We start from the raw sequence: 26,664 nt of genomic DNA on the forward strand, positions 1-26,664 counted from the left end.
TTGCGGGGCTCACCACTCGATGCCCCTCTGGCCTTTTTGGCCGGCGTCCATGGGGTGCTTCACCTTGGTCATTTCGGTGACCAGGTCGGCTGCGTCGAGGAGGTTCTGGTGGGCGTTGCGGCCGGTGATGACGACGTATTGGTGGCCGGGCCGGTTGGTCAGGGTGTCCACCACCTCGTCGACGTCGATCCAGCCCCACTTCATCGGGTAGGTGAACTCGTCGAGGACGTACAGGTCGTGCGTCTCGGCGGCCAGCCGGCGCTGGATCTCTCGCCAGCCTTCCAGGGCGTCGGCGGCGTGGTCTTCCTCGGTGCCGGCCTTGCGGGACCAGCTCCACCCTTCGCCCATCTTGTGCCACTCGACCGGGCCACCCTCGCCCGTTGCCTCATGCAACTTTCCCAAGGCCCGGAACGCGCTCTCTTCGCCGACCTTCCACTTCGCGCTCTTGACGAACTGGAAGACGCCGATGTTCCAGCCCTGGTTCCAGCCGCGCAGCGCCATCCCGAACGCGGCGGTCGACTTGCCCTTCATCTCACCGGTGTGCACCATCAGCAACGGCCGGTTCCGGCGCTGCCGGGTGGTCAGGCCGTCCTGCGGTACGACGTTCGGCTGTCCCTGCGGCATCAGGCGGCGCTCCGATCGGTGACCGCGCGAACAAGATTGCCCGCGGCGACTTCTCCCAGATCCAGGTACTCCGCGCCGAGATCGGCGGCCAGCTCCCCCGCCAGCCCGAGCCGTACTCCGCGACGCGGCTCACAGTCGACCACCACCGCCGCGATCCCCTGCTGCGCCAGCCACCCGGCCGCTTGCTTCGCCTTGGCGAACGCCTTGTCGCCGGAGGTTGCGCGGCCGTCGGTCACCAGCACGAGCAGGGGACGCCTGCGGGGATCGCGGATCGCGGCGATTCGCAGTACGTCCGAAGCCTTCAGCAAGCCCTCGGCCAGTGGGGTGCGACCGCCGGTCGGCAAGGACTCAAGCCGCCGTACAGCGGTCTCGACGCTGCCCGTCGGCGGGAGGGCAACTGTCGCTTCCGCTCCAGCGAAGGTGACCAGCCCGACGGTGTCCCGCCGCTGGTAGGCATCAAGCAGAAGCGAGACGATCGCAGTCTTCACCTCACCCATCCGCTTCCTCGTCCCCATCGACCCAGAAGCATCGACACAGAACAACACCAGATTCCCCTCACGCCCCTCACGCACGGAGAGACGCACGTCGGAGGCGCGAACGGCGAGCCCGCGGCGCGCACGTGCCGGACCTGGGCCACCCGGGACAGGGGTGCCGGGGACGGGGGTGCCGGGGCTGCCCTGAGCGGCGTCGGCTGGGCCCGGCTTGCCGGGGAGGGTGCGGCCGCGGGTGTGTTGGTGGGGGGCGGCGGCGCGGATTGTTGCGAGGAGGTGGGGGCGGCCGGATTCGCGGCCGATGCGGGGGCGGTCGCCTACTACTCGGCCGACCTCGGTGAGGGCTCTGGAGCGGCGGCCGGCTACGCCTGCGCCTGCTGATTGCACGCTCAGGAGGCGGGCCTTGTACGGCTCGGAGCTGGCGGCGACCTGCCCCGTCGGGGCGGGGCCGGAGAGAGCGCTCGCCGGGGTGTCGCCTGTGTTGTCCGGGTCGGAGGAGTCCTTCGGCGGCCGGGTCGCGTCGGGGCGGTCGACCTCGGTGTCGGTGTTCGGCGCGCGGTCGGTATCAGTCGGCGAGGTGTCGTCCGAGTCGGTCGGCGGGGTGCTGTCGGGGTCGGTGGGGTTGCCCCCGTCCGGACCTCCGTCGGGGTCCGGGTCCGGTGGGGTGCTGTTTTGGATGGCTTGTTCTAGTTGGCCGTCGTCGAGGCCGGGGGCGTCGAAGGGGTTGCGGCGTTTGCGGTGTGGGAGGGCCAGCTTGGCGGCGGCGCGGACGTCTTCGACCTCGACGACGGTGCGGCCGGACCAGGCGGCGTGGGCTACCGCAGTACGGGCGGTGACCAGGTCGGCGCGCATTCCGTCGACGTCGAAGGAGGCACAGATCTCGGCGATCTGGCGGAGCGCGGCGTCGGTGAGGATGACGTCGGCCAGGCGGGACTGGGCTTTGACTATGCGCTCGGAGAGTTCGGCTTGCGCACCGGAGTACCGGGTGATGAAGGCGGTCGGGTCGGCCTCGTACGCGAGCCGCGCGCGCATCACCTCGACCCGTACCGCGGGGTCGCGGCTGGCGACGACGTCGACCGTGAGGCCGAAGCGGTCGAGGAGTTGTGGGCGGAGTTCGCCCTCCTCGGGGTTCATCGTGCCGACCAGGACGAAGCGCGCCGGGTGGGTGATCGAGACGCCGTCACGCTCGACCGTCGCGCGTCCCATCGCGGCCGCATCGAGCAGTACGTCGACCAGGTGGTCGTGCAGCAGGTTGACCTCATCCACGTACAGCAACCCACGATGAGCCGCCGCCAACAGACCCGGCTCGTAGACGGTCACGCCCTCGGAGAGCGCCCGCTCCAAGTGCAAAGACCCAAGCACCCGGTCCTCGGTCGCGCCCACCGGTAGCTCCACCAGGCGCGCAGGCCGCGAGATAGCCGCGGGTGCCGTGTGCGGGGCGTCGGGGCAGGTGGGGTCGGGGTTGGTGGGGTCGCAGGAGAAGCGGCAGCCTTCGATGACGTCTACGGCGGGGAGAATCTCCGTGAGAGCGCGGACTGCGGTGGACTTCGCTGTGCCCTTCTCACCCCGGATCAGCACGCCGCCGATCGCCGGCGAGACCGCCGCCAGGATCAGCGCGAGCTGGAGGTCGGACATCCCGACGACCGCGGTGAACGGGAAGCCGGCAGTCAGCCGATGGCCGCCGTTCGATCGGGTCGGTCCGGTCGGAGCTGAGCGCATGGGCGAGAGGTCCCTTCGTCCTGCGGGTGTCCACGCCCGCCTTGGCACTGGTACGCCGGGGCACGCGGAGAGCGCTCCCTGACGGACGGTGGCAGATGTTCTGGCTTCCGGGCAGCAGCCCGGTCACAGTGGCGGGACCGCCCCGGAATTCAGCCCGACAGGGCCGTCACCGGTGTTCCTCCACAACCGTCCCGGCGATCATTCCACACCGGCCGGAGCGCTACTGAGCGAAGGCCGCCGTGAGATAGGTCGCGGCGGAGTCGCCGGGGAGCTCGCCGACCCCGGTGATGGGCGTGACGGTGATGTAGCCGGCGAGCAGGAGCGCCTCGTCGGTGTCGGTCTCCGTCGGGGGCTCACGCAGTACCAGACCGACGATCGGCTCACCCGTCGGCGCCTTCTCGAGCACCAGCCGGGAGCGCTCGTACGGGACCAGGCGCGCCCAGCGAGCACCCTTGAGCTCCGCGATCGGTACATCGGGAACGTTGACGTTGATGACCGTCCCCTGCGGCTGCTCCAGCAACCAGGAGAGCGCTTCCGCAGCCACGGCCGCCGCCGTTTCGACGTACGACGGCTGCTCCGAGTCGATGCTGATCGCGAGCCCCGACAACCCCTGACTGGAGGCGGTCAGCGCGGCCGCGACCGTCCCGGAGTGCAGAATCGGTCCGATGTTGTGCCCGTTGTTGATCCCGGACACAACCACGTCCGGCGACGGCCCGAAGGCGCCGAGCCGAGCCAGCGTCACTGCCAGTGCCGGCGTCCCGTCGATCCCGATGAACCCGTTCTCGCCGACCTTCGACGAGATCGCCTTGCCGATCATCCCGGCCCGCGAACTCCCGACGCCGCTCTGGTCGTCCCACGGCGCCACCACCTGGACCGCGTGGCCCAGGCCCTCCATGGCCGCAGCGAGCGCCTGGATGCCCAGGGACTCATAGCCGTCATCGTTGGTGACCAGGACTCTCAGCTGTTCGGGCATGCGACCACCCAATCAGCCGCGATCCTCGATGTCACCTTCTGTCTCAAGAACCGCCGTGCGCAGCGTTTCCAGTGCTTCCTCGCTCGGCTCGGACCACAGCCCGCGCTGAGCCGCCTCGAGCAACCGCTCCGCGATCCCGTGCCGCGCCCAGGGGTTGGACTTGCGGAAGAACTCGGCGATCTCCGGGTTCGCGACGTACTCCGTGGTGAGCGTCTCGTACATCCAGTCGTCCACCACACCGGCGGTGGCGTCGTACCCGAACAGGTAGTCCACCGTCGCCGCCATCTCGAAGGCGCCCTTGTACCCGTGCCGCTGCATCGCCGCCATCCAGCGCGGGTTCACCACCCGCGCCCGGAAGACGCGCTTGGTCTCCTCCTCCAGCGTCCGGGTCTTCACCTGGGCCGGTACCGCGGAGTCGCCGATGTACGCCTTCGGGTTCGACCCGGTCAGGTGGCGCACCATCGCGACCATGCCACCGTGGTACTGGAAGTAGTCGTCCGAATCCATGATGTCGTGCTCACGGGTGTCCGCGTTCTTGGCCGCGACCTGGATCCGCGCATAGGCACGCTCCATCGACGGCCGGGCCTCCGCGCCGTCGAGATCCTTGCCGTACGCGTACCCACCCCAGACCGCGTAGACCTCGGCCAGCTCGGCGTCGGTACGCCAGTTGCGCGCATCGACGAGCGGCAGCAAGCCGGCACCGTACGAGCCCGGCTTGGACCCGAAGACGCGCGCCGTCGACGACCTCATGTCATTGCCCGCGGCTACATCAGCGTCGACGTGCGCTCTGAGATAGTTGCTCTCGGCATCCTCATCGAGCGCCGCCACGGTGCGGACGGCCTCGTCGAGCAGTGAGACGACATGCGGGAACGCGTCCCGGAAGAAGCCCGAGATCCGGATCGTCACGTCGACGCGCGGGCGGCCGAGCTCCTCCAGCGAGACGACCTCGAAGCCGGTGACCCGGCGCGAGGCCTCGTCCCAGACCGGGCGACACCCGAGCAGCCACAGCACCTCGGCCAGGTCGTCACCCTGGGTGCGCATCGCGGACGTGCCCCAGACGGTCAGGCCGACCGATCGCGGCCACTCCCCCGTCTCGGCCTTGTGCCTCGCGAGCAACGAATCGGCCAGCGCGACGCCGACGTCCCAGGCGTTGCGGCTCGGGATCGCCTTGGGGTCGACGGCGTAGAAGTTGCGGCCGGTCGGCAGGACGTTCACCAGACCGCGCGTCGGCGACCCCGACGGGCCGGCTTCGACGAAACGGCCGTCCAGCGCGCGGAGTACGTTCGTCAGCTCGTCGCCGGTGCGGGCCAACCTCGGCACGACCTCGTCCGCGGCGAACTGCAGCGACTTCTCGACCTGAGTCGAGGAGCGACCGAGTACCTCCTCGATGACGACCGGCACCTTGCCCGCATCCCACGCCAGCGTCTCCATGCCGACAACCAGCTTGCGTGCAACTGCCTCCAGCAGGTCCACACCGTCGGCACCGCTCACGGCAGGAAGATCCGCCAGCGTCGCCAGGTCCGCCAGCTCCGGTACGGCGACGCCCGGGTTCTCCAGCATCGCTGCCTCGTCGACGCCGAAGGTCTGGCCGAGAGCAGCCCGCAACCCCGGTACGGCGCCCGAGACGCCACCCCACATCTGCTGCGCACGCAGTACGGCGAGAACGAGGTTGACCCGTGCCTCGCCGTCCGGCCCGCCGCCGAGGATGTGCAGCCCGTCGCGGATCTGGACGTCCTTGATCTCGCAGAGGTAGCCGTCGAGGTGCAGGACGAACTCGTCGAACTCCTCGTCCTCCGGCTTCTCCGAGGTGTGCAGATCGTGGTGCAGCTGAGCGGCCTGGATCAGCGTCCAGATCTGCGCGCGCAGGGTCGGGACCTTGTCGGGGTCGAGGGCCGACACCGTGGCGTACTCGTCGAGCAGGTACTCCAGCTTGGCCATGTCGCCGTACGTCTCGGCGCGCGCCATCGGTGGTACCAGGTGGTCGACGATCACGGCATGCCCGCGACGCTTGGCCTGCGTACCCTCGCCGGGGTCGTTGACGATGAACGGGTAGACGAGCGGGAGGTTGCCCAGTACGGCGTCGGGCGCGCAGTCGGCCGCCATACCGATGCCCTTGCCAGGAAGCCATTCGAGCGTGCCGTGCTTGCCGAGGTGGACCACCGCGTGGGCGCCGAAACCGCCTTCTTCGGTTGGCGCTTCGAGCCAGCGATAGGCCGCCAGGTAGTGGTGCGACGGGGCCATGTCGGGGTCGTGGTAGATCGCGACCGGGTTCTCGCCGAAACCGCGGGGCGGCTGGATCATCAGCACGACGTTGCCGAACTGGAGGGCCGCGAGGGCGATCGCGGGCTCGGGGCCGGACTGGTCGACGTACAGGGAACCCGGGGCCTCCCCCCACGCCTCGATCATTGCTTGCTGCAACGTTTCGGGGGTCTTGCCGAACCAGTGCTGGTACGTCGAGAGCGGGATCTTCGCGACCGCACTGGACAGCTGCTCGTCGGTGAGCCAGTCGACGTCGTGACCGCCGGCCGCGATGAGCCGGTGGATGAGTCCGTCGGCGCCGTCCGCGCCCTGGAGCTCGTCGAGATTGAGGTCGGGGCCGAGGTCGTAGCCGGCGTCCTTGAGCTGGCCGAGGATGACGACCGCCGAGGCCGGGGTGTCGAGGCCGACGGCGTTGCCGATCCGGGCGTGCTTGGTCGGGTATGAGGACAGTACGAGCGCCAGCTTCTTGTCCTTCGGCTCGACGTGCCGAAGCTTGGCCTGGGCGACTGCGATGCCGGCAAGCCTGGCGCAGCGCTCCTCGTCGGGGGCATAGCTGGCGATGCCCTCGGCGTCGTACGCCTTGAAGGAGAACGGGATGGTGATCAGGCGTCCGTCGAACTCGGGGATCGCGACCTGGGTGGCAGCGTCGAGCGGGCTGATCGCGGCGTCGCTCTCGAGCCACTGCTCGCGGGTCGAGGTGAGGGCGAGGCCTTGGAGGAGCGGGATGTCGAGGGAGGCGAGGGCGCCTGCGTCCCAGGAGTCGTCGCCGCCGGCCGTTGCGTTGGAGGCAACGGTGCCGCCGGCCGCGAGGAGGGTGGTGACGAGGACATCGCATTGCTTGAGGAGGGCGAAGAGGTCGGCGTTGTCCGCGTGGGTGGGGTCCAGGCCGCGCAGCGTTCCGCAGTACAGGGGAAGGGGCTGGGCGCCGGCCTGCTCGATCGCGGTCGCGAGGGCGTCGACGAAGGCTGTGTTGCCGGAGATCTCGTGGGCGCGGTAGTAGACGATGCCGACTACTGGGCGGTGGTCCTTGGTGAAGGTGCGGCCGGCGCGGATGCCGTAGGTCGGGAGGGTTTTGGGCGGGTCGAATGCGTCGCCGGTGAGCAGGATGGTGTCTCTGAGGAAGCCCGCCAGGTTCTGGAGGTTCTCGGAGCCGCCCTCACGGAGGTACGCGAGCGCCTCGGTGACCGCGCCCGCGGGGACGGTCGACATCGACATCAGCTCGGCGTCGGGCGCTGCCTCTCCACTGAGCACGACGGTGGGGATGTTCGAGGAGATGACGGCGTCGAGACCCTCCTCCCAGGCGCGGCGACCGCCCAGCAGGCGGACCACGACGACCTCGACGCCGTCAAGCAGGGTGGCAACGTCATCGAGCTCGACCCGCGCCGGGTTGGCGACCTTCCATCCGGCCTGAGCCTGCGAAGCGGCCAGCAAGTCGGTGTCGGCAGTGGAGAGCAGCAAAAGGTTCGCGGGCACGCGCGACCGGTCCTTCCTCGGGGTGTCCACGCCCCAGGTGGCAGGTACGACAGCAGCAGTTCCTGACTCCCGGGAAACCCCCGGTCACAGTGGCGGGACCGCCCCGGACTCACACCGGGTTCCTGCACAGCCGTCGATGACAGCACGACTCTAGTCGACCACGTCGGCAACTACTCCCCCACGGTCGAGCTCCGCCTGCTCCACCGTCGCTCACACGCCTCGACACTCCCACCCACGCCTGCGCATCGATCGCAGGACGTCGGCGGTGTGGGGACTACTGCCTGCTCTTGTGTGCGGCTTGGACCGGTGGCGCATTAGCTTGCTGGGGTGGATCTCTTCTCGGAGTCTTGGGGTGCGTTGCGGGCGGCGGTTGCTGGGCTGGGTGATGCCGACTTCGGCGAGGCGTCAGGGTGTGCGGGGTGGTTGGTGCGGGATCTGGTTTGTCATCTGGTGATCGATGCGCAGGATGTGTTGATCACGCTGGTGACGCCTAGCGAGGCCGAGGCGACGCATGACTCGGTGAGTTATTGGGCGGTGGCTGAGGCGGCGGCTGCTGGTGAGGATCCGCTGGATGCGTTGATCGTTCGGTTGGCGGCGGCGTACGGGGATCCGGGGTTGCTCAAGTTTCATCTCGATGATGTGGGTGCCGCGGCCGGGCGGGCGGCCGAGTTGGCTGATCCGAGGACGCGGGTCAGCACGCAGGACATGGTGCTGACGGTGAGCGACTACCTCTCGGCGTACGTGCTGGAGTGGACGCTGCACCACCTCGATCTGGTCGCTCACCTACCGCAAGCGCCAGGACCATCGATCGAAGGCCTCGCCGAGAGCCGGGACATGATCGAGCAGATCGCCGGCGCTGGGTTTCCTGCGAGCTGGTCCGACAAGGACGTGCTGTTGATCAGCACCGGGCGCCGTGATCCGTCCGACTTGGAGAAGACGCAACTCGGTGAGCTCACCAAGAAGTTGCCCCTCGTGCTTGGTTAAACCAGTGGCGCGTGGGCCGACAGGGCGGACACTCTGGGGCAATGCGACTGACCTTTCTGCATGACCCGCGTGGTGGTGAGAGCCTTACGTTGATCCGGCGTGCGGACGGGGCGGAGTTCAATCTGTTCTCGTACTCGCGCAAGCACCGCGTGCCGCACGATCTCGCGCATGCGGTCACCGAACGCGAGCTGCGCATGCCCGACGGCATCTTCGGCTGTATCGCAGCCGGTGCGGTCTTCGACAGCATGGAGCAGACGGCCGGCAAGAAGCGTCACGACGCGAAGGTCCGCAGCGCGCGCATCCTCAAAGCACCGAACAGCATCGGCATGAGCGAGGCGCTTTCGAGCGTCTTTCACATGGCGGTCGAGAAGGACCAGTCCACGCCGTACGCTGAGGTCCGCGAGATGTGGGGCGTCACCCGAGCCGATCCGTGCCCGTACGCCGATGTCGACCTCGACCGCACCACCGAGACCCTCCGCGAACTGAGCCACCGCTGGCAGGCGAGCTCCGACCCGCTCGATTTCCCTTGGCCGGAATCGCTTCAGGCGGAGGCATCACAGCACGGTCCCAAAATTCGCGTACGTACCGGTCGTCGCGACCGCTAGCTTGTCGCTCCGGGGCACGATGCCGGAGAAGATTGTCCCGGCCTGCCGGCGGGCTAGAGGACGTCGCGGAGGTACTGGCCGGTGAGGCTTTCTGGGACTTGGGTGAGGAGGGTGGGGGTGGTGGCGGCGACTATGCGGCCGCCGTCGGTGCCGCCGCCGGGGCCTAGGTCGATGACGTGGTCGGCGTTGGCGATCATGTCGAGGTCGTGTTCGATCACGATGACCGTGGCGCCGGCGGTGATCAGGCGGTCGAAGACCGTGAGAAGGACGCGGATGTCAGCGGGGTGCAGGCCGACGCTGGGTTCGTCGAAGATGAAGAGGGTGCCTTGTTGGGGCTTCTCCAGGTCGGCGATGAGTTTGAGGCGCTGGGCTTCGCCGCCGGACAGAGCCGGAGTTGCCTCGCCGAGGATGAGGTAGCCGAGGCCGACCTCGTCGAGGGTGCGGAGGCGCGCTTGCATCTTGCGCAGGCCGGTGAACTTCGAGCGGGCCTGTTCGACCGTCAAGGCCAGAGCACCGGCCATGGTCAGGCCGTCGAGGGTGATGGTGTCGCAGTCGGGGTTGTAGCGGCGGCCTTCGCACACCGGGCAAGGAATGTCGACGTCGGGGAGGAACTGGACGTCCAGCGAGATCTGGCCGGTGCCGTCGCATTGCGGGCAGCGCAGACTGCCGGTGTTGTACGAAAAGTCCGCGGCCTTGAGTCCGCGCGACACCGCTTCCGGAGTACCGGCGAAGGCTCGGCGGAGATCGTCGAGGACGCCGCTGTACGTCGCCACGGTGGAGCGCACGTTGCGCCCGATCGGAACGGCGTCGACGATGACGGTACGGTCGATGCCGCCGGCGTCCAGGTGACGTACATGCTTGGGTGCCTGGCCGAGCAGCGCCGGGGCGAGGCTGTCCAGTACGAGGGTGGTTTTGCCTGACCCGGAGACGCCGGTGACCGCCGTGAGCCGGAGCAGGGGGAACGACGCTTCGAGCGCCTTCAGGGTGAAGCGGGGAGCTGTCTCAAGGTGGATCCGGCCGTGTTCGAAGACGTCGTCAACCGCTACCCGTGGACGGACGACGGCCGGCTCTTCACCGCTGAGGAAGCCGCCGATCACCGACGCGGACGACTTCGACAGGTCCTCGACGGTGCCGGTGGCAACAATCTCGCCGCCGTGCGCGCCGGCTCCGGGGCCGATCTCGATCAGCCAGTCGGCGTGCCGGAGTACGCGGACGTCGTGGTCGACGAGGACCACGGAGTTGCCGGTCTCGACCAGGCGGCGGGCGACCGCCATCAGGGCGTCGATGTTGCTCGGATGCAACCCGATGGACGGTTCGTCGAGGACGTACAGCAGGCCGGTCGCGCTGCTTCGCAGGGTGCGGCTGAGCTGTACTCGCTGCAGCTCACCGGTCGAGAGCGTGCGCGAGGCGCGGCCGAGGGACAGGTAGCCGAGTCCGAGGCCTAGTAGGTGCTCCGCGGTCGGGATGAACGCGTCCACGATCTGCGCGGCCATCCGGGTGAGCTCGGCGGGCGCGGCGGCCGGCAGCGAGCGGACGAAGGTCGTCGTACGGTCGAGGCTCCAGGTGGAGATCTCGTCGAGGGTGACGCCGTTCAGAGGTACCGATCGCGCGCGCTCGTTGAGCCGGGAGCCGCCGCAGGACGGGCACTCGGCGATGTGGACGAAGCGGTCGAGGCGGGTGAGCGACTTCTCGCTCTGGGCGTTGGCGAGCGCGTCCTCGATCACCCGGTTGGCGTTGCGGTAGGCCGCATTGAGCTCGAAGGCGTTGCCCTTCTTGCTCGTGACAACGACCGTCCGCTTGGTCTCCTCACCGTTCAGGACGAGCTCACGTTCGGCCGGAGTCAGCTCCCGGAACGGCACATCCACCCGTACGCCGAGCTGCGCGACCACCTGAGGCAACAGCCCGGCCCCGAACGAAGCCCAAGCCGCCACGGCTCCGTCCGCGATCGACAGGGACTCGTCCGGTACGAGCGCCTCCTGATCGATCTGCCGCGTCTCCCCCGTGCCCGCGCAGGTCTCGCATGCGCCATCGCTGTTGAATGCGAACGACTCAGCACCCGGTACTTCGAAACGCTCGCCGCACTCAGGACAGGTGAGATGCGCGGTCGACGCGATCTCGAGCGTCGGCTGCACGCGATGACCGTTGGGACACAGGTGCACCCCCAATCGCGAGTACATCAGCCGAAGCGAGTTGAGCAGCTCCGTCGACGTACCGAACGTACTGCGAACACCCGGTACTGCGGGACGCTGATGCAGCGCGATCGCGGCCGGTACTCCGTCAACGGCGTCGACGTCCGCGCGCGCAGCCTGCGAGAGACGCCGGCGCGTGTAGGACGACAAGGCCTCGAGGTATCGGCGTGAGCCCTCCGCGTAGAGCACGCCCAGCGCGAGCGACGACTTGCCGGACCCGGACACGCCAGTGAGGGCGACGAGCTGCCGAAGCGGCACGTCGATGTCGACGCTCTTCAGGTTGTGGACACGGGCACCTCGTACTGCGACCTGCTCGCCCCAATGCATACGGTCATCGTAGGTTGCCGATCGTCAGATTCAGCTGATCTCCCGAGCCGCCCACACCCGACAAGCCTGACCCTTCACCCCATCGCCGGACTCGCTTGAGCGAATCGCCAGTGATGTCCTTCCAGATCCGCAACCTCGTACGACCGGTAGCCGTGCTGCTCGATCGCCGAAACGATGGCCGCGCCCTCAGCGGTACTCCGGGCGAAGTGCGCGTCGAGGTCATCGACATAGACCCAGACCGCATGGTCGACCGGATGAGGACCCACCCGCTCCTTCGAGGCGAGGAGCATGATGGCCGAGCCACCGACGCGCAGCTCGTTCCACGACGGATGGTTGCCGTCGGCGGACAGTCGCAGCGAGGACTCCAGCCCGAAGACCCTCGCCAGCCAATCGGCAGCTGCGGCGGGATCCTCGTAGTACAGGGCGATCCCCAGGCGGTCGAGCTCAGCCGGTCCCTGCGTAGCAGCAGCTGAAGCGATCCGATCGGCGAACCAGGGGATGACGTTCGGCCAGAAGTAGAAGGCCTTGTCGCCGCCCTGGACAAGGGATTGTTCGACGCTGACCCGGGTGCCGCCGTTGGACGGCTCGAAGCGGATTTCGGTTTCGGTGTCGTCGACGGAGCTGCGGTAGGCGAAGAAGGTGCCGGGTTCCCAGGCGGTGATCTGGCCGAGTTCGAGGACATCCTCGCCGGCGGCGGCGTCGGCGTACCGGTAGATCTCCAGGATCCGGCCGCCGAGGCCTGGCTCGATCTGCATGCCGATGGCTCGGGTGGCGTCGAAGAAGTTGATCGGGCCGCGGACCCACCACAGATCGATCTCGGCGGTGAAGACCCGGAAGGCGGTCGCCGGGTCGGTGGCGACCTCGACGGATGCGGATGCGGACGGCTTGGTCATGAACTCTCCTCGATGTGTTTCTTGAAGGCTCCCAACTGCTCCTGCCAATGCGCCTGGACCTGATCGAGCCACGCCTGCACCGCGACCATCGGCTCCTGCCGCAGCCGGAAGACCCGCAGGCGCGCGTCATCCGGCACCCGCTCGTCGTCGATCACCCGGGCGGCCAGCAGGATCCGCAGGTGCCGGCTCATCGCCGGCGCCGACGCGCCCGCCGCCACCGCAAGCTCCCCGGCCCGCCGCGGCCCCTCCCCCAGCAACCGAACGACCTGCCGCCGCGTCGGATCGGCGAGCACCTCGAAGAAGCGGTCAACTTCGTCTTCCATGGATTAATAGTTACAGCTGGCGTTAACTATTCGCAAGACGTGAAGCACCCTGACGCACTAAAGTGGGCGGGCCCGATGGTCGGCTCGGAAAGGACGTTCGTGGAGCAGCACACCCGGAGAGCGCGCGTGCTCGACGTACTCACCGCTGAGCAGGCCTGGGAAGTACCGGATGGTTGGCTGGCGGGGGTTCGAGGGCAGCTTCGCGCCTGGGCCGAGGATCCGAAGGCTCTGCGGCCGGGAGCCTTTCCCGAGTTCGTGGCGGGAACGCCCGCGGCAGTCTGGTTCGCGCATCAGATCGCTCCGCTGCTGACCGGCTGGATCCCGGTACTCCGCGGCGAATACGCCGACGTCAGCGCAGCCGTGACCCGGGACTTCCACCGCCCGCCGGCCCGGTTGGGCGCCGGGCATCTGGTCCGGGTCGCCGCGACCGACTGGCCGCTGCTCGTCTTGTCGGGCGCGCGGGGCTTCGACGAAGAGGGCCGTCGGCAAGCATTGCAGCTGTCGCGTGACGTGGTGAGCCTGTTCGTCGATGCCCCGCCGATGGCGGCCCGTGCGCAGGCGTTGACTGCTGGGTTCGATCGAGTGCTGGGTGACCGCGAGGCGACCCGGATGCATGTCGCGGCCGACTACGAGACGATCGCGCAGTTCTGGCGGACGACGGTGCTCAGCGAGGCGGAGCGCGAAGTACTGCCCGAGCTTGGCGGCTCCGAGGCGGCGCTGAGGTACTCGCTGGACTCGTTGCGGGATGCGCATGCGAAGTTGTCGGCTGTCGTTGCGGACGATGAGGCGCCGGAGTTCGCGCAGGTGCTGGCGCGGTTGATCCGGGCGGCCGGGCTCGCCGGGCAGCCTGCGGAGGTCGGGCAAGTTCTAGGCGCTGAGGGGTGGGATGTCGAGGGCGCTCTGGCCGAGTTGCGGGGTGGATTCGACGCCGACGCTTGGCTGGGGCGCAATGTCGATTGGCTGGGCAGGGCGGTCGCGCAGGACCAGCGGGCGGCGGCACGGTCGTGGGTGGCGGCGGCTACGCGGGTGTCGGTCCACCTGTCGGGCGTACTGGAGAACGGGCCCTGGCCGGAGCCGGAAGTGCCCGACCTCGGTGCGTTCTTCGAGCACCTCGACGGTCGGCGCGCGCCGGTCGTGAAGGCGGCGCCGGTGGAGCAGGTTGCCGCTGCGCCGGTGGCTCTCGAAGTACCGGAGCTCGAGCAGACTGGTGCGCTGGCTGAGTTGGAAGCCTTGATCGGGCTGGAGTCGATCAAGGACTCCGTGCGGCGGATGGTCGCCGAGATCAAGACCAACCAGCGACGCAAGGAGCTCGGGCTGCCGACGCAGGATCGGGCCCGGCACATGGTGTTCGTCGGCAAGCCCGGTACGGCCAAGACGACGATCGCCCGGTTGCTCGCCAAGATCTACAAAGAGCTCGGCGTACTGGAGAAAGGCCACGTGGTCGAGGTCGACCGATCGGACCTGGTCGGCTCCGGGGTCGGTACCACCGCCCCGATGACAGCGGCGAAGTTCCGTGAGGCGCTCGGTGGGCTGTTGTTCGTCGACGAGGCCTACACCCTGGTACCGGACAACAACCCCGGTGACTTCGGGATGGAGGCCGTCGCCACGCTGCTGAAGATGATGGAGGACTACCGCGACGAGTGCGTCGTGATCGTCGCCGGGTACCACCGCGAGATGCAGCGCTTCCTGGACTCCAACCCCGGTCTGGCGTCGCGGTTCCCGAAGCTGCTGTCGTTCGCGGAGTACGACACCGATCAGCTGGTCGCCATCTTCGAGCTGCAGGCGAAGCAGAAGGGGATGATCCACAGCCAGGAGGTCCTGGCTGTGGTTCGCAAGTACATCCCCGCCGCTCCGCGTGGGCACAACTTCGGCAACGGCCGGTTCATCCGGAACATGCTCGAGGAAGCAATCTCCACCCAGGCGACCCGGCTGTCCCTGCGCGATCCCGAGACGCTGACCGAGCGCGACCTACGGGAACTGCTTCCCGAGGACGTCAGGCCGGCTACTTCGATGCGCGCCGAGGACTATCTGTTGCAGCGGCCGGGCACCTGACGGTCAGCCTCCGAAGGCTTGCTTGTAGAGGCTGAGGAGCTCCGGGTTCGATTCGCCGCTCTCGCCGCAGAGGCTGACATGGCCGTCGGTGGCGGTGACGAGGTAGGTGCCACCGACCTTGAAGTCGACGCCGAGCAGGGTGAGGACGGCGTCCGCGTCGGACTGGACCTCGACCGTGGTGGCGTCGCCACCCTTGTACCAGTGGTCGACGTGCAGGGTGACCTGCTCGCCTTTGATCGCGGTCGCGGTGCCCTGGAAGGCGGTCTGCATTCCTTGAAGGTCTGCCACCTCGACCGCGCGGCACTTGGCGTTGGGGGCGGCGCCGATCGTCAGTTTGACTGGGGCTTTGACCGGGGCTACGGCAGCAGGCGGGGCGTCCGAGTTGCCGGAGTTGCCTGCGACGGCCCACCCGATTCCCCCGGCGGCGAGCAGTACGCCGGCGGCGACTGCGGGCAGCCAGCGGCGGCGGTAGGTGCCACGGGTGGGCCGGGTTTCGGTGTCTGTGGACATGGTGGTCTCCAGGAGGCGATCTAGGTTCGGCTCGGGAGCGTGCTTCGCCGGATCGGCAGACCTCAGCCGGGCCAGCAGTTCGTCGTCGTTCACAGCTCGCTCCCTCCTTTACCCTTCTCCTGTCCGGCGCCGACCGCGTTCTTTCGCCCGAGGAGCACGGAGAGCTTTTTCTTTGCCCGATGCAACCGAATGCTGACGGCGTTGGCGGTCAGCCCGGTCACCTCGGCGATCCCGCGCGGCGCCAGCCCCTCCCAGGCCCACAGCTGCACGACTTCGCGATCCAACTCGTTCAGAGTCCGCAACGCCTCATGCAATTCGGTGTGATCGACGCTTGCCGTCGGCAACACTTCCGCAGTACGGGCCAACCGCTCCACCAACCGCAGCCGCCGCCCCTCCGCCCGACGCGCGTTGGCCAAACACCCACGCGCGACGCCGTAGCACCACGGCAGCACCTCATCCGGATCGACCGCAGTACCGTCGCCAAGCCCCGGTACGTCATCCAGCCGCCGCCACAGCACCAACATCGTCTCGGCCAGCACGTCATCGACGGCGTCGGCAGCGGCCCGCCGCACCAGATACCGATGCACAGGCGCGCCCACCACACCTACCAACACCTCAAAGCGAGCCTCGCGCACCCGCACATCCTCTCGCCCGACCGTAGAAGTCACACCCACCCCTGTCCGGCAAGCCCCGGATTCTTTCTACCGGCGGACCAGTTGTACGTGGGTGGCGGCGGGTGAGCTGATCTGTTCTGCTACCCGGTACTGCGTGAGCGCGCCCTCCAGGTTGTCGAAGAGGCGGATGCCGGCGCCGGCCAGGATGGGGGCGACGACCAGGTTCAGCTCGTCGATCAGGCCGGCCCGGAGGTACTGCTGGACCGTGGTGGCGCCACCTCCGATGATCACGTCCTGACCGTTGGCTGCCTCGAAGGCTCGGGCGAGGACCTTCGCGGGCGGCTCGTCGGTGAAGTAGAACGTGGTGCCGCCCTCCATCGGGAGGTCGGGGCGGAGGTGATGGGTGTGCACGAAGGTGGCGTGGTGGTACGGCGGATTGGGGCCCCACCAGCCCTTCCACGACTCGTCCTCCCACGGGCCGCGCTGCGGGCTGAACATGTTGCGGCCCATGATCGTGGCGCCGGTGTTCTCCTCCCACCGCCGCGCCCGCTCGGTGTCGAGGCCGGACGCGCGGTTCTCCATCGCCGCCTCCATCCACTCGTGCAGTCCGTCCATCCCGTCCCCGAACGGCGCGTCCAGCCGCTGGTTCGGTCCGGCCGCGTAGCCGTCCTGGGTGATCGTGAAGTTGTGAACACGTACCTTCGCCATGAGCTGTCTCCCGGTCAGTTGGCTGCTTTCACGCAGGAGTCGGAGCCGGCCGGCCGGCTTTGACATGGAAAACTCGATGGACAGCATCGGCGCCGACCCGGCAGGCTGCCAAGCGATGAGCAGCAGCGAAGTGTGGGACGAGGACATTGCGACGCGGTACGACGCGTCGTCCGCCGAGATGTTCGCGCCGGAGGTGATCGGGCCGACTCTGGACTTCCTGGCAGCCTTGGCCGATGAAGGCTCGGCTCTGGAGTTTGCGATCGGGACCGGGCGAGTTGGCATCCCGCTCGCGGCCCGTGGCGTCGCCGTGACCGGGATCGAGTTGTCCGAGCCGATGGCGGCCCAGCTGCGCGCCAAGGATCCCGGGCTCCCCGTCGTGATCGGCGACATGGCGACGACGAGGGTCGAGGGCGAGTTCGACCTGGTGTACCTCGTCTTCAACACCATCTCGAACGTCCGGACCCAGGCCGAGCAGGTCGAGTGCTTCCGCAACGCGGCCCGCCACCTCAAGCCCGGCGGCCGCTTCGTCATCGAGCTCTGGGTGCCGCCCATCCGCCGGATGCCGCCCGGCCAGAACGCCGTACCGATGCGCCTCACCGACGGCCACCTGACCTTCGACACGTACGACCTCGCGACCCAGGCGTGCTCGTCGCACCACTACTTCACCCAGCCCGACGGTACGACCCTGTACTCCGCCGGAAACTTCCGCTACATCTGGCCCGCCGAGTGCGACCTGATGGCCCAGCTGGCCGGACTCGAATCCGAGGCCCGGTACGCCGACTGGCACCGAGCCCCGTTCACCGCCGACAGCGAAAGCCACGTCTCCGTCTGGCGTAAGCCGGTCTAGTACCCCGCGTAGTGCGCGGCGAGTAGATCCGTACCCCAGTCGTTGCGCAGATCCCGCCATACCGAGTGGATGTGGTTGGCGTCGTCCTGGGTGTTGTCGTACTCCGCCAGGAACGTCGGCCCCGCGATCGAGTAGTAATGGCCGCCGCCCGGCCTCGTGGCCCCCGCCCAGGCGAAGGTCAGCTTCTCGATCCCCTGCTCGGTGATGTCCTGCCAGGTCTGCAACCCGATCGGGCCGGCGGCACGGCCGATGTATTGGCCGAGTAGCAGGCTGAAGAGCTGCCGCTGCTCCGGCGTCAGCTCGCCGTACGGGAGCCCTTTGAGCAGCACGTGAGAGTCGGCCACCGGATCGTACCGCGTCAGGATGTCGGACGGCGCCGTGTCCGAGACGATCGCCAGCTCCCGCTGCCCGGCCTCCAGCGAATCCAGGAACGAGAACCCGAGATCCTGCTCGGCCGCCAGCGTCCGCAGCCCCTCGTGCGGCCCGGACAGCACCGTCGCCGGCTCGGAGCCGAAGAACTGCGGCGTGAACCCGATCGCACCCGACACGAACGTCACATGCAACGCGATGTGATGCCCGTTGAGCCGCCAGGCCCACGGGTCCATACCCGAAGGATCGCCGAGCACCCGCAGGAAGTACCGCTGCTCGGACCCGACATCCACCGACGAGCCCGGCTCGGCCTGCGGCAGCCCGCGCCGGATCGCCTCGGTGAGCATCACCGATCGCGCATCCGCCAGCCCGCGCTCGCTCAACGCGATCTCCAGCAAGCGCATCGTCAGTCTGCGCTGCTCGGCCGACAACTCCCCGAGCGTCACGCCGGGACGGTCGCCGGGCAGGTACGTCCACACCCGATGGTCAGGCGTGTCGAAGGGGGCCGTCGCCTTCTCCCGCAGCTCCGGGCTCAAGGCGGCCAGCAGCTCGACGGCCGCGTCGCGAGACTGTTCTACAACCATGCCGATCGCTCCCGTTCTGTTGGAGTGTGCTGGGTCCATTGTTCGAACGGCCGGTCCAGCTTGTACCGGAAGTCCGGCTGCCGCAGCAGCACTCGGGTCTCTGCGTTGCCCGGGTTGCGCAGAGTCTCGAAGAACTTCACCGACCAGTGGAACCAGCGCATGCAGAACAGCCGCATCGTCAGCCCGTGCGACACCAGCAGCACGTTCCGCGGCGAGTCGGGCGTCTCGAAATCGCGGTGCATGGTCTCGAGGAAGCTCGACACCCTGTCGTACACGTCCGAGCCGGACTCGCCGTGCGTGAACCGGTAGAAGAAGTGCCCGTACGAGTCACGCAGCGCCTCCTGGCGGACGATGTCCTCGGTGTCCTGGAAGTTCGCCCAGTCCTGTTCGCGCAGCCGCGGCTCCTCCCGGGCGAGCCCGATCAGATCGTCCAGCCCGAGCGAGTCGAGCGTCTGCAGCGTCCGCAGGTACGGCGAGACGTAGACCCGTACCGGCTCGCCCTCGAAGAGTTCGCGCAACTGCTTGCCTGCCGCGGCCGCCTGCTCGTGCCCGTGCGCGGTGAGCGGGACCGCGTGGTCGGGCACCGTCTCGTAGACCTGCTTGTCGAGATTCGCCTCGGACTCGCCGTGCCGGATCAGCGCGATCCGCATCGGCCGCTGGGTCAGATGCATGCCCGCTCCCCTCCCGGTTGGCTATCGGTACCCGATCGCCGGCCACGGCGATCCGGGCGCAACGCCACGATCGTCGCCAGCGCCGCCGCCGCGTAAGCGACGCGCCGGGCCAGCGTTGCCGTACGTCGGATATCGCCGACCGTTGGCGGCAACCCGTCGCCGAGCGTGCCCCGATCCTCGACCGCGGAACCGTACGTGTTGACCCCACCCAGTCTCACGCCGAGCGCGCCCGCGAAGGACGCCTCGACCGGGCCCGCATTCGGACTCGGATGTCCGGGTGCGTCCCGCCGCCAGATCCGCCACGCCTTGCCGGGCCGGCCCGAGACCACGCCGGTCAGTACTGCGCACACGCGCGCCGGCAGCAGGTTGACGGCGTCATCGAGTCGCGCCGACGCCCAGCCGAAGTTGCGGTAGCGGGGCGACTTGTAGCCGACCATGGCGTCCAGCGTGTTGATCGCGCGGTAGCCGATCAGGCCGGGGATCCCGAGGAGGCCGCCCCAGACGAGCGGGGCAACGGTGGCGTCGGAGGTGTTCTCGGCCACTGACTCGACCGTGGCGCGGGCGAGTTCGTCGGCTTCGAGGTCGGTGGCGTCGCGGCTGCAGAGGTAGCTGAGTCGGTCGCGGGCTGTTTCGAGCTCCTTGGCGTCGAGGTAGCCGGCCATGATTTCGGCCTCGCGCTCGAGGCTTCGGCCGCCCAGGACGGCCCAGGTCGCGGCGGCGGTGAGCAGGGTGCGCGTGATCGGGCGGCCGGCTGTCAGCTTCTCGGCAGCCACGCCTACGGTCGCGGCCGTGGTGATGAGGAGGGCGGCGTACGTAGTACCGGCTGCTTTCGAATCGGAGTACAGCCTGCTCTCGAGCCGGCCGGCGACCTGGCCGAAGCCGGCCACCGGGTGGTAGCGGCGTGGGTCGCCCAGCCAGCGATCGGCGGCGAAGCCGAGGACGAGACCCAGTGACCTGTGTCGGTTGTTCATGCTTCAGCTCCGGTGTTCAGGTGCGTGCATCGCGGTGCTGGAGGAGCGTCCTCGATGCGGAGCATCGTGGATGCTTCGCCAGTGCCGCGAGGTGCGTGCCTGGGCGCCGGAGATGTGCATGAACAACCGACACAGGCCACTTGCGCTCTGGACACTCCCGGAAGTCTGCCAGGCCCGGCAAGTTCAAGGACGGTCGCGGTGTGGAAGGGTGACGAACATGGGAATTGCAGACCAACTCCGTGGGGTCGACGGACGGGGTGAGTTCGGTGTCTGGCTGGGGCGGCTCGACGGGAAAGCGGTGCTGCGGCATCACGCGGAGCGCACGCACTATGCGGCCAGCACGATGAAACTGCCGGTCGCGATCGCGATGATGCGGCTCGTCGAGGCGGGTGAGCTGGCGCTCGATCAGGCGGTGACGGTGCACAACGATTTCGCGTCGGCGGCGGGCGGACGGTTCGGGGTCAATCCGGCCGAGGACGAGGCGCCGGCGACCTGGACGCATGTCGGCGAGGAGGTGTCTCTCGGGTGGCTGGCGACGGAGATGATCACTCGGTCGAGCAACCTCGCGACCGATCTTGTGCTGGAGCAGACCGGTGTGGACGCGGCCAACGCCGTGCTGGCCGAGTATGGGTCGGGTGCCAGTGTGATCCGGCGTGGCATCGACGACGCGGGGGCGCAGGCGGCGGGGATCAGCAATCTGATGAGCCCGGCCGATCTCGCCGCGGTGCTGGTTGCTGTGGGCAATGACACGACGACAGCGGGCTCGTACGTGCGTGACTTGCTCGCGGGTAATACCTGGAACGGTGAGATTCCGGCGCTGCTGCCCTCAGGGACTCGCGTGGAGCACAAGAATGGCTGGGACCGCCGGATCCGGCACGACGGCGGCATCGTCCGGCCTGCTGACGCCCCGCCGTTCGTCCTGGTCGTCTGTACGACCTCCGAGTTGCCCGATCCCGAGGCGCAGCAGCTGATCGCCGGGATCGCTTTCGAGGCCTGGACCCATCGACACGATCTGGAGGCGATCCGGTGAAGCTCACCACGCATCTGGTCTCCGCACCACTCCATACCCCTTTCATCACAGCCCTCCGTACTGCGACCAGCGCCGACTCCCTGCTCGTCGAGCTGACGGACGGCGAGCTGAGCGGCTGGGGCGAGGCGCCTCAGGTCTGGAAGGTGACCGGCGAATCGCTGGCCGGCGCGCAGGCCTGCGTCGAAGGCCCGATCGCGGCCGCGCTCGACGGGCTGGAGCCGGACGATTTCACCGAGGCGTTGCGGCGGATCCAAGCGGCCGTGCAGGGCAACTTCGGGGCCAAGGCGGCGGTGGATGTCGCGTTGCATGATCTCGTCGCGCGTCGGCGGGGGCAGACCTTGCACGGGTTCCTCGGGTCGACCGTTTCGTCGGTTTCGACGGACGTGACGTTGTCCGTCGGGGATCCGGAGTCGTTGGCGGCATCGGCGGTCGATCGGGTCGCTGACGGGTTCGGCGTACTGAAGGTGAAGGTCGGGACCGGTGACGCGTCGGCTGACTTCCATCGGGTGCGGCGGGTGCGGGAGGCGATCGGGCCGGAACCGCGGCTGCGGCTGGATGCGAATCAGGGGTGGAGCCGGCGGGATGCGGTGAACGCGATTCGCGCTCTGGAGGATGCGGGGTGCGATATCGAGCTGGTCGAGCAGCCGGTGGTCGCGGCCGATCTGGAGGGGATGGCGTGGATCACGGATCGGGTGAGTACGCCGATTCTGGCTGACGAGTCGGTGTACGGAGTACGGGATCTGGTCGCGGTGATCCGGCACGGCGCGGCTGATCTGGTCAATGTGAAGCTCGCCAAATGTGGTGGGCTGGCGACCGCCCGGACGCTGCTCGAGCTGGCTCGGGAGCACGGGCTCGGGGCGATTGTGGGGTCGATGATGGAGAGTCACGTGGGGATCGGGGCGGCTGCCGCGCTGGTGGCGGCGTACCCGACGACAGCAGTCAATGATCTCGACGCAGCCTGGTGGTTGAGGGAGTCGCCCGTGGTCGGCGGGGTGCGGTATGCGGGCTCGGTGATCCACCTGCCGACGGCGGCTGGACTGGGCGTGACAGGCTTGACGCTATGAAGTTAGTTTCTGCCAAGGTTCCGGTGAGTACCGTTTGGACTTCACCGGACGCACCACGGGACGTCGACGCGCCCGCGATCGCCGCCCAGCCTGACGTCGCCGCCTGGGCGAAGGCCATGGACACCGAGACCCGTCTCGGCCTGCACGGCCGGACGCTCACCCAGCTGCTGTTCGCCGAGCCGGTACTCGTACGGTCCGAGCGCGACGGCTGGTCCGAGATCATCGCGCCGTGGCAGCCGTCGTCGGCCGACGACCTCGGATACCCGGGCTGGGTGCCGTCGAGCCATCTCGGCGAACTCCCGGGCGCTGCCACTGCCCCAGTCGCCGTCACAGTGCCGACAGCCCAACTGTTCGCCGAGCCAGGCGACGGCCACCTGGCCGACCTGTCCTTTGCGACGGTCCTCGCGTCGGTAGACCACACGGATGGCTTCACCCGCGTTGCACTACCCGACGGCGGCTCCGGCTGGCTCGCGGACTCCGCACTGCGGCCGGTGGACTCCCCCGCATCACCAGAGGACCGCATCCGCCTGGGCTCCCTCTTCCTGGGCCTGGAGTACCTCTGGGGCGGCACCTCCACCTACGGCCTCGACTGCTCCGGCCTGGTCCACGCCGTCAGCCGGGTCCTGGGCCAGCGAATCCCCCGAGACGCCCACGACCAGTGCGACGCCCTGGAACACATCCCCACCGACGAGGCCGGCCCTGGCGACCTCTACTTCTTCGGCCGCCCCGACCAAAAGGTCCACCACGTAGGTTTCGTCTCCCCCGCCGGCATGCTCCACGCCTCAGAAACCGGCAAACGCCTGGAAAACGAACCCCTACTCCCCGAACGCCGCCAAACCCTAGTAGCCACCGCCCGCCTCTAACCCAGCCCGCCCCCCACCCGGCCCATCTGAGGGGTTAACCCCTCAGATGGTGGGTTGCCCCGTCAGATTCCGGCTAGGCAACCCACCATCTCAGGGGATAACCCCCGAGATGGTGCTCGGTGCCGGTGGTTGGCTAGGACTTCTTGGTGTCTGACTGTTCGGGCGCTTGCAGACCCTCGAGCTCAGCGCGGGTGGCCTCGTCCAGCTCGCCGCCGCCCGCCTGAGCAGCCGCCGACGTCGCCGCCTCGGACTCCGCCGGTGCATCCACCGCCGGCTCCGGCGCCATGTTGCGGGACTTGTGGAGGCTCAGCAGGGTGGTGATGCCGAGGGTGACGATGATGAAGCCGAGGGAGACCCAGATCGGGATCTCCGGCGCCCACTCGATGTGGTGGCCGCCGTTGATGAACGGCAGCTCGTTCTCGTGCATCGCGTGCAGCACCAGCTTCACGCCGATGAAGGCGAGCACGACGGAGAGCCCGAGCGACAGGTACACCAGCCGCCGCAGCAGATCGCCGAGCAGGAAGTACAGCTGCCGCAGACCCATCAGCGCGAACACGTTGGCGGTGAAGACCAGGAACGGCTCCTGCGTCAGCCCGTAGATCGCCGGGATCGAGTCGAGCGCGAACAGCAGGTCCGTCGTACCGAGTGCGATGATCACGATCGCCATCGGGGTGACGAGGCGCTTGCCGTTCTGCTTCACCGTCAGCTTGACGCCGTTGTACTCGTCGGTCGCGTTCAGCCGCTTCTTGGCGAACCGGATGACCGCGTTCTCCTTGTAGTCCTCGTCGTCGTTCTCACCCTGCTTGGCCAGGTGGATCGCCGTGTACACGAGGAACGCGCCGAACAGGTAGAACACCCAGGAGAACTCGTTGATCGCCGCCGCGCCGACCGCGATGAAGATGCCGCGGAAGAACAGCGCCAGGATGATGCCGACGAGCAGCGCCGTCTGCTGGTACTTCCTGGGCACCTGGAACCTGGCCATGATGATCAGGAAGATGAACAGGTTGTCGACGCTCAGGCTGTACTCCGTGAGCCAGCCGGCGAAGAACTCCCCGGCGTACTCGCCGCCGGAGAAGACCCAGACGCCGAGCCCGAAGACGACGGCGAGCGAGACGTAGAAGACGATCGCCCGCGCCGATTCCTTGGTACTCGGTTCGTGCGGGCGGCGGCCGATGATGAAGACATCGAAGGCCAGCAGGGCGAGCAGCACCCCGACGGTGATGTACCAGACGTAGTCGGCAACGTGCACAGGAAACCTCCGGAGCTCAGACGAGAATCGGACTCCGAAGGTCTCTTCCGCCTGGCTCGATCAGTCGGGCCTGGCCGGCGGCACCGGGCGTGGGGACGAACCCTTGACCGTGATGACGATACCGCCGCGAAAGGAATACTCCCCTTCAACACCTCTATTCTGACCGATCGATGTCCAAGTTTCCAAATCGAACCCACCTATCGAACAGGCGGCCGCTTGGATTTCGGCAGCTTGCCGACGATCGTCTCGTACGACGCGTCGATCAGCTCGAGGATCTCGTCATCGGGCACCGACCCGGCAAGCCGTACGGTGTTCCACCCCGAGCGTCCGATGTACGCCGACTTGCTGACGTCCTCCGGATAGGTGTCGACCAACTCGTCGGCTTCCTCCCGGTTGTTGCCGCACTTCACGCCCACCGCGCTGCCCGACCCGAGGAACGCGAAGATCTTGTCCCCGACCTTGGCGACGACGTCCCCTTCCCACGGCTCGTCCTGCCAGGCGCCCGGTTTCGCCAGGCAGTGCTCCAGCAAGTCCGCTCCGGTCAGTCTCATAACCTGCAGGCTAGGAGATGATCTGGCCGCCGTCAGCTACTACGACGGCGCCGGTGACAAAGCTGGCGCGCGGTGAGGCGAGGAACAGCGCGACCTCGGCGATCTCCTCCGGCGTACCGGGTCGGCCGAGCGGCCAGGGTGCGCTCGCTTGCTGCATTCCTTCCTCCGGCAGCATCTCCAGCAGCTTGTCCGTCCGGATCATGCCAGCGCAGACCGCGTTCACCCGGACCCCGGCCGGCCCGAACTCGACGGCCCACGACCTGGTCATCGACTCCAGCGCCGCCTTGGTACCGCTGTAGCCCGCGGCGACCGTCATCCCGACTTGAGCGCCGGTCGACGAGACGTTGACGATCGCGCTGCCCATGCTCATGCGTGGAGCGAGGGTGGCGGTCAGAAAGTACGCACTGCGCAGGTTCACGTCGTACATCCGCTGGTACTCCGCGGGCGTCAGCGCCACGGTCGGAACCATCGGGTAGAAGCCGGCATTGTTGATCAGGATCCCGATGTCGCCGGCCTCGCCGGTCAACCGCTCGAGGTCGGCCAGCTCACCCAGATCAGCCGGTACGAAGGTCGCCCGGCCGCCTTCGCTCTCGATCAACGAGACTGTCTCGGCGCCGAGTTCGGCCCGTCGCCCGGTGACGATGACCTCCGCTCCTTCTGCCGCCAGGCTGCGCGCGATGGCCCGGCCGATTCCCGACGTCGCTCCGGTGACGAGGGCCCGCTGGCCGGCCAGCTCCTGAGTGCTCATTGATCGAGCGTAGGGCCGCCGCAAGGACGTCGTACCGACTCGCCGACGGCGTACGCTCCGGGGCATGGCATCAGTCGTCGTAGCTGCTGTTCAGGCCGGATCTGTCCTCTTCGATACCCCTGCCACCTTGGCGAAAGCCGAGCACTTCATCCGCGAGGCCGCCTCGGGTGGCGCTCGCCTGGTGGTACTGCCGGAGGCGTTCATCGGCGGCTATCCGAAGGGCGTCGACTTCGGGGTGACGGTCGGATCGCGGTCTCCCGAGGGACGCGACCTCTTCCGCCGCTACCGCGAGGCCGCGATCGCCGTACCGGGCCCCGAAACCGCCCGCCTGGCGGAACTGTCCACCCAACTGGGCGTCGACGTCGTCGTCGGCGTGATCGAACGCGCCGGCGGCACCCTCTACTGCACCGCGCTCTTCTTCACCGCCACCGACGGCCTGGTGGCCAAGCACCGCAAACTCCTACCGACCGCCGCCGAACGCTACCTCTGGGGCCAGGGCGACGGCTCGACGATGCCCGCGGTCCAGACGGAGTACGCAGTACTGGGCGCCGCCATCTGCTGGGAGAACTACCTGCCGCTGTTCCGCCAGTCCATGTACGCCAAAGGCATCGACATCTGGTGCGCCCCCACCGTCGACGACCGCGACCAGTGGCAGTCGACGATGCGCCACATCGCCTTGGAAGGCCGCTGCTTCGTCATCAGCGCCAACCAGTACCTGACCCGCGCCGACCTCCCCGAGGACGTCCACCCAATCCAGGGCGACTCCCCCGACACCATCCTCATCAACGGCGGCAGCACCATCATCTCGCCGCTCGGCGAGATCCTGGCCGCCCCCGCCCGCTCAGGAGAAACCGTCCTCCTGGCAACCCTCGACCTCTCCGACCGAGACCGCTCCTTCCTCGACTTCGACCCGGTCGGCCACTACTCCCGCCCCGACATCTTCACCCTCACCGTCGACGAGACGCCCCGCTGA

24 protein-coding genes and 1 riboswitch are annotated in these 26,664 nt (G+C 68.3%); of the genes, 8 read left to right on the forward strand and 16 right to left on the reverse strand.

Translation table 11 applies throughout. The annotated features are described in order from the left end of the window. Positions 1 to 9: 9 nt before the first annotated feature. The 4 genes from cobO to cobN all read right to left on the reverse strand — a co-directional run bounded on the left by cobO (position 10) and on the right by cobN (position 7,539). The gene (cobO, locus tag ABD768_RS04735; RefSeq protein WP_344837724.1) at positions 10 to 624 is read right to left on the reverse strand and encodes a cob(I)yrinic acid a,c-diamide adenosyltransferase; all 615 of its coding nucleotides are present in this window, start codon (positions 622 to 624) and stop codon (positions 10 to 12) included. Next, positions 624 to 2,834 (reverse strand): magnesium chelatase subunit D family protein, encoded by a 2,211-nt coding sequence (locus tag ABD768_RS04740; protein WP_344837726.1) that lies wholly within the window; start codon positions 2,832 to 2,834, stop codon positions 624 to 626. Before ABD768_RS04740 ends, cobO begins: the two co-directional genes overlap by 1 nt. A gap of 220 nt (positions 2,835 to 3,054) precedes the next feature. Further along, positions 3,055 to 3,807 carry a 5'/3'-nucleotidase SurE gene (surE, locus tag ABD768_RS04745; protein WP_343977935.1) on the reverse strand — a complete coding sequence of 251 codons (753 nt, stop codon included), beginning with the start codon at positions 3,805 to 3,807 and terminating at the stop codon, positions 3,055 to 3,057. A gap of 12 nt (positions 3,808 to 3,819) precedes the next feature. After that, entirely contained in the window at positions 3,820 to 7,539 is a 3,720-nt protein-coding gene (gene cobN / locus ABD768_RS04750) for a cobaltochelatase subunit CobN (RefSeq protein ID WP_344837728.1), read from the reverse strand. Between the two features lie 37 nt (positions 7,540 to 7,576). Continuing rightward, a riboswitch (cobalamin riboswitch) is annotated at positions 7,577 to 7,704 on the reverse strand. A gap of 162 nt (positions 7,705 to 7,866) precedes the next feature. On the opposite strand from cobN, the gene ABD768_RS04755 reads away from it, so the two are divergent. Both ABD768_RS04755 and ABD768_RS04760 read left to right on the forward strand, forming a co-directional pair. Beyond that, on the forward strand, positions 7,867 to 8,523 hold the full coding sequence (locus ABD768_RS04755) for a maleylpyruvate isomerase N-terminal domain-containing protein (protein ID WP_344837730.1): 657 nt from the start codon (positions 7,867 to 7,869) through the stop codon (positions 8,521 to 8,523). 41 nt (positions 8,524 to 8,564) lie between these two features. After that, positions 8,565 to 9,128, forward strand: a complete 564-nt coding sequence (locus tag ABD768_RS04760; RefSeq protein WP_344837732.1) for a C2 domain-containing protein — start codon at positions 8,565 to 8,567, stop codon at positions 9,126 to 9,128. Positions 9,129 to 9,181: 53 nt separating this feature from the next. On the opposite strand, the gene ABD768_RS04765 is transcribed toward ABD768_RS04760, so the two are convergent. The 3 genes from ABD768_RS04765 to ABD768_RS04775 all read right to left on the reverse strand — a co-directional run bounded on the left by ABD768_RS04765 (position 9,182) and on the right by ABD768_RS04775 (position 12,860). Beyond that, a complete protein-coding gene (locus ABD768_RS04765; protein WP_344837734.1) occupies positions 9,182 to 11,644 on the reverse strand; it encodes an excinuclease ABC subunit UvrA in 2,463 nt (820 codons plus the stop codon). A gap of 74 nt (positions 11,645 to 11,718) precedes the next feature. Continuing rightward, positions 11,719 to 12,537, reverse strand: a complete 819-nt coding sequence (locus tag ABD768_RS04770) for a VOC family protein (protein ID WP_344837736.1) — start codon at positions 12,535 to 12,537, stop codon at positions 11,719 to 11,721. Further along, on the reverse strand, positions 12,534 to 12,860 hold the full coding sequence (locus ABD768_RS04775; RefSeq protein ID WP_344837738.1) for an ArsR/SmtB family transcription factor: 327 nt from the start codon (positions 12,858 to 12,860) through the stop codon (positions 12,534 to 12,536). Before ABD768_RS04775 ends, ABD768_RS04770 begins: the two co-directional genes overlap by 4 nt. A 99-nt stretch (positions 12,861 to 12,959) precedes the next feature. Between ABD768_RS04775 and ABD768_RS04780 the strand changes: the two genes are divergently transcribed. After that, positions 12,960 to 14,912, forward strand: coding sequence for an AAA family ATPase (locus tag ABD768_RS04780; protein WP_344837739.1), 1,953 nt, complete (start codon positions 12,960 to 12,962; stop codon positions 14,910 to 14,912). 3 nt (positions 14,913 to 14,915) lie between these two features. Here the strand turns inward: ABD768_RS04780 and ABD768_RS04785 are convergent, their stop codons facing one another. The 3 genes from ABD768_RS04785 to ABD768_RS04795 all read right to left on the reverse strand — a co-directional run bounded on the left by ABD768_RS04785 (position 14,916) and on the right by ABD768_RS04795 (position 16,744). After that, entirely contained in the window at positions 14,916 to 15,515 is a 600-nt protein-coding gene (locus ABD768_RS04785; RefSeq protein WP_344837741.1) for a hypothetical protein, read from the reverse strand. Then, positions 15,512 to 16,057 (reverse strand): RNA polymerase sigma factor, encoded by a 546-nt coding sequence (locus ABD768_RS04790; RefSeq protein WP_344837743.1) that lies wholly within the window; start codon positions 16,055 to 16,057, stop codon positions 15,512 to 15,514. The genes ABD768_RS04785 and ABD768_RS04790 overlap by 4 nt, the downstream gene beginning before the upstream one ends. Before the next feature lie 66 nt (positions 16,058 to 16,123). Beyond that, positions 16,124 to 16,744 (reverse strand): dihydrofolate reductase family protein, encoded by a 621-nt coding sequence (locus tag ABD768_RS04795; protein WP_344837745.1) that lies wholly within the window; start codon positions 16,742 to 16,744, stop codon positions 16,124 to 16,126. Between the two features lie 76 nt (positions 16,745 to 16,820). On the opposite strand from ABD768_RS04795, the gene ABD768_RS04800 reads away from it, so the two are divergent. Further along, on the forward strand, positions 16,821 to 17,591 hold the full coding sequence (locus ABD768_RS04800) for a class I SAM-dependent DNA methyltransferase (RefSeq protein ID WP_344837747.1): 771 nt from the start codon (positions 16,821 to 16,823) through the stop codon (positions 17,589 to 17,591). On the opposite strand, the gene ABD768_RS04805 is transcribed toward ABD768_RS04800, so the two are convergent. From ABD768_RS04805 to ABD768_RS04815, 3 genes are read right to left on the reverse strand one after another with little or no spacing between them, the layout of a single operon-like run. Then, a complete protein-coding gene (locus ABD768_RS04805) occupies positions 17,588 to 18,544 on the reverse strand; it encodes a DUF3500 domain-containing protein (protein WP_344837748.1) in 957 nt (318 codons plus the stop codon). The genes ABD768_RS04800 and ABD768_RS04805 overlap by 4 nt on opposite strands. Then, the gene (locus ABD768_RS04810; protein WP_343977895.1) at positions 18,535 to 19,215 is read right to left on the reverse strand and encodes a phosphoglycerate mutase family protein; all 681 of its coding nucleotides are present in this window, start codon (positions 19,213 to 19,215) and stop codon (positions 18,535 to 18,537) included. Before ABD768_RS04810 ends, ABD768_RS04805 begins: the two co-directional genes overlap by 10 nt. Beyond that, a complete protein-coding gene (locus ABD768_RS04815) occupies positions 19,206 to 20,186 on the reverse strand; it encodes a cobalamin biosynthesis protein (RefSeq protein ID WP_344837749.1) in 981 nt (326 codons plus the stop codon). Before ABD768_RS04815 ends, ABD768_RS04810 begins: the two co-directional genes overlap by 10 nt. Positions 20,187 to 20,403: 217 nt before the next feature. Between ABD768_RS04815 and ABD768_RS04820 the strand changes: the two genes are divergently transcribed. From ABD768_RS04820 to ABD768_RS04830, 3 genes are read left to right on the forward strand one after another with little or no spacing between them, the layout of a single operon-like run. Beyond that, on the forward strand, positions 20,404 to 21,216 hold the full coding sequence (locus ABD768_RS04820) for a serine hydrolase (RefSeq protein ID WP_344837750.1): 813 nt from the start codon (positions 20,404 to 20,406) through the stop codon (positions 21,214 to 21,216). Then, positions 21,213 to 22,280 carry a mandelate racemase/muconate lactonizing enzyme family protein gene (locus ABD768_RS04825; RefSeq protein ID WP_344837751.1) on the forward strand — a complete coding sequence of 356 codons (1,068 nt, stop codon included), beginning with the start codon at positions 21,213 to 21,215 and terminating at the stop codon, positions 22,278 to 22,280. Before ABD768_RS04820 ends, ABD768_RS04825 begins: the two co-directional genes overlap by 4 nt. Positions 22,281 to 22,303: 23 nt before the next feature. Next, positions 22,304 to 23,143 (forward strand): C40 family peptidase, encoded by an 840-nt coding sequence (locus ABD768_RS04830; RefSeq protein ID WP_344837752.1) that lies wholly within the window; start codon positions 22,304 to 22,306, stop codon positions 23,141 to 23,143. A gap of 133 nt (positions 23,144 to 23,276) precedes the next feature. Here ABD768_RS04830 and ABD768_RS04835 read toward each other — a convergent pair whose 3' ends face one another. The 3 genes from ABD768_RS04835 to ABD768_RS04845 all read right to left on the reverse strand — a co-directional run bounded on the left by ABD768_RS04835 (position 23,277) and on the right by ABD768_RS04845 (position 25,691). Continuing rightward, the gene (locus ABD768_RS04835; protein ID WP_344837753.1) at positions 23,277 to 24,392 is read right to left on the reverse strand and encodes a TerC family protein; all 1,116 of its coding nucleotides are present in this window, start codon (positions 24,390 to 24,392) and stop codon (positions 23,277 to 23,279) included. 197 nt (positions 24,393 to 24,589) lie between these two features. Beyond that, positions 24,590 to 24,943 (reverse strand): MmcQ/YjbR family DNA-binding protein, encoded by a 354-nt coding sequence (locus ABD768_RS04840; RefSeq protein ID WP_344837754.1) that lies wholly within the window; start codon positions 24,941 to 24,943, stop codon positions 24,590 to 24,592. A gap of 10 nt (positions 24,944 to 24,953) precedes the next feature. Beyond that, positions 24,954 to 25,691 carry an SDR family NAD(P)-dependent oxidoreductase gene (locus ABD768_RS04845; RefSeq protein ID WP_344837755.1) on the reverse strand — a complete coding sequence of 246 codons (738 nt, stop codon included), beginning with the start codon at positions 25,689 to 25,691 and terminating at the stop codon, positions 24,954 to 24,956. Between the two features lie 64 nt (positions 25,692 to 25,755). Between ABD768_RS04845 and ABD768_RS04850 the strand changes: the two genes are divergently transcribed. After that, complete coding sequence (locus ABD768_RS04850; protein ID WP_344837756.1) at positions 25,756 to 26,664, forward strand: nitrilase-related carbon-nitrogen hydrolase; 909 nt, start codon at positions 25,756 to 25,758, stop codon at positions 26,662 to 26,664.

It is taken from the genome of Kribbella ginsengisoli, from assembly GCF_039537185.1.
GTDB classification, from domain to species: Bacteria; Actinomycetota; Actinomycetes; order Propionibacteriales; family Kribbellaceae; genus Kribbella; species Kribbella koreensis.

Coding starts and splice junctions, on each gene's coding strand:
- cobO (WP_344837724.1), bottom strand. CDS start 624: ATGCCGCAGGGACAGCCGAACGTCGTACCGCAGGACGGCCTGACCACC.
- ABD768_RS04740 (WP_344837726.1), bottom strand. CDS start 2,834: ATGCGCTCAGCTCCGACCGGACCGACCCGATCGAACGGCGGCCATCGG.
- surE (WP_343977935.1), bottom strand. CDS start 3,807: ATGCCCGAACAGCTGAGAGTCCTGGTCACCAACGATGACGGCTATGAG.
- ABD768_RS04760 (WP_344837732.1), top strand. CDS start 8,565: ATGCGACTGACCTTTCTGCATGACCCGCGTGGTGGTGAGAGCCTTACG.
- ABD768_RS04765 (WP_344837734.1), bottom strand. CDS start 11,644: ATGCATTGGGGCGAGCAGGTCGCAGTACGAGGTGCCCGTGTCCACAAC.
- ABD768_RS04770 (WP_344837736.1), bottom strand. CDS start 12,537: ATGACCAAGCCGTCCGCATCCGCATCCGTCGAGGTCGCCACCGACCCG.
- ABD768_RS04775 (WP_344837738.1), bottom strand. CDS start 12,860: ATGGAAGACGAAGTTGACCGCTTCTTCGAGGTGCTCGCCGATCCGACG.
- ABD768_RS04795 (WP_344837745.1), bottom strand. CDS start 16,744: ATGGCGAAGGTACGTGTTCACAACTTCACGATCACCCAGGACGGCTAC.
- ABD768_RS04800 (WP_344837747.1), top strand. CDS start 16,821: ATGGACAGCATCGGCGCCGACCCGGCAGGCTGCCAAGCGATGAGCAGC.
- ABD768_RS04805 (WP_344837748.1), bottom strand. CDS start 18,544: ATGGTTGTAGAACAGTCTCGCGACGCGGCCGTCGAGCTGCTGGCCGCC.
- ABD768_RS04810 (WP_343977895.1), bottom strand. CDS start 19,215: ATGCATCTGACCCAGCGGCCGATGCGGATCGCGCTGATCCGGCACGGC.
- ABD768_RS04815 (WP_344837749.1), bottom strand. CDS start 20,186: ATGAACAACCGACACAGGTCACTGGGTCTCGTCCTCGGCTTCGCCGCC.
- ABD768_RS04820 (WP_344837750.1), top strand. CDS start 20,404: ATGGGAATTGCAGACCAACTCCGTGGGGTCGACGGACGGGGTGAGTTC.
- ABD768_RS04840 (WP_344837754.1), bottom strand. CDS start 24,943: ATGAGACTGACCGGAGCGGACTTGCTGGAGCACTGCCTGGCGAAACCG.
- ABD768_RS04845 (WP_344837755.1), bottom strand. CDS start 25,691: ATGAGCACTCAGGAGCTGGCCGGCCAGCGGGCCCTCGTCACCGGAGCG.
- ABD768_RS04850 (WP_344837756.1), top strand. CDS start 25,756: ATGGCATCAGTCGTCGTAGCTGCTGTTCAGGCCGGATCTGTCCTCTTC.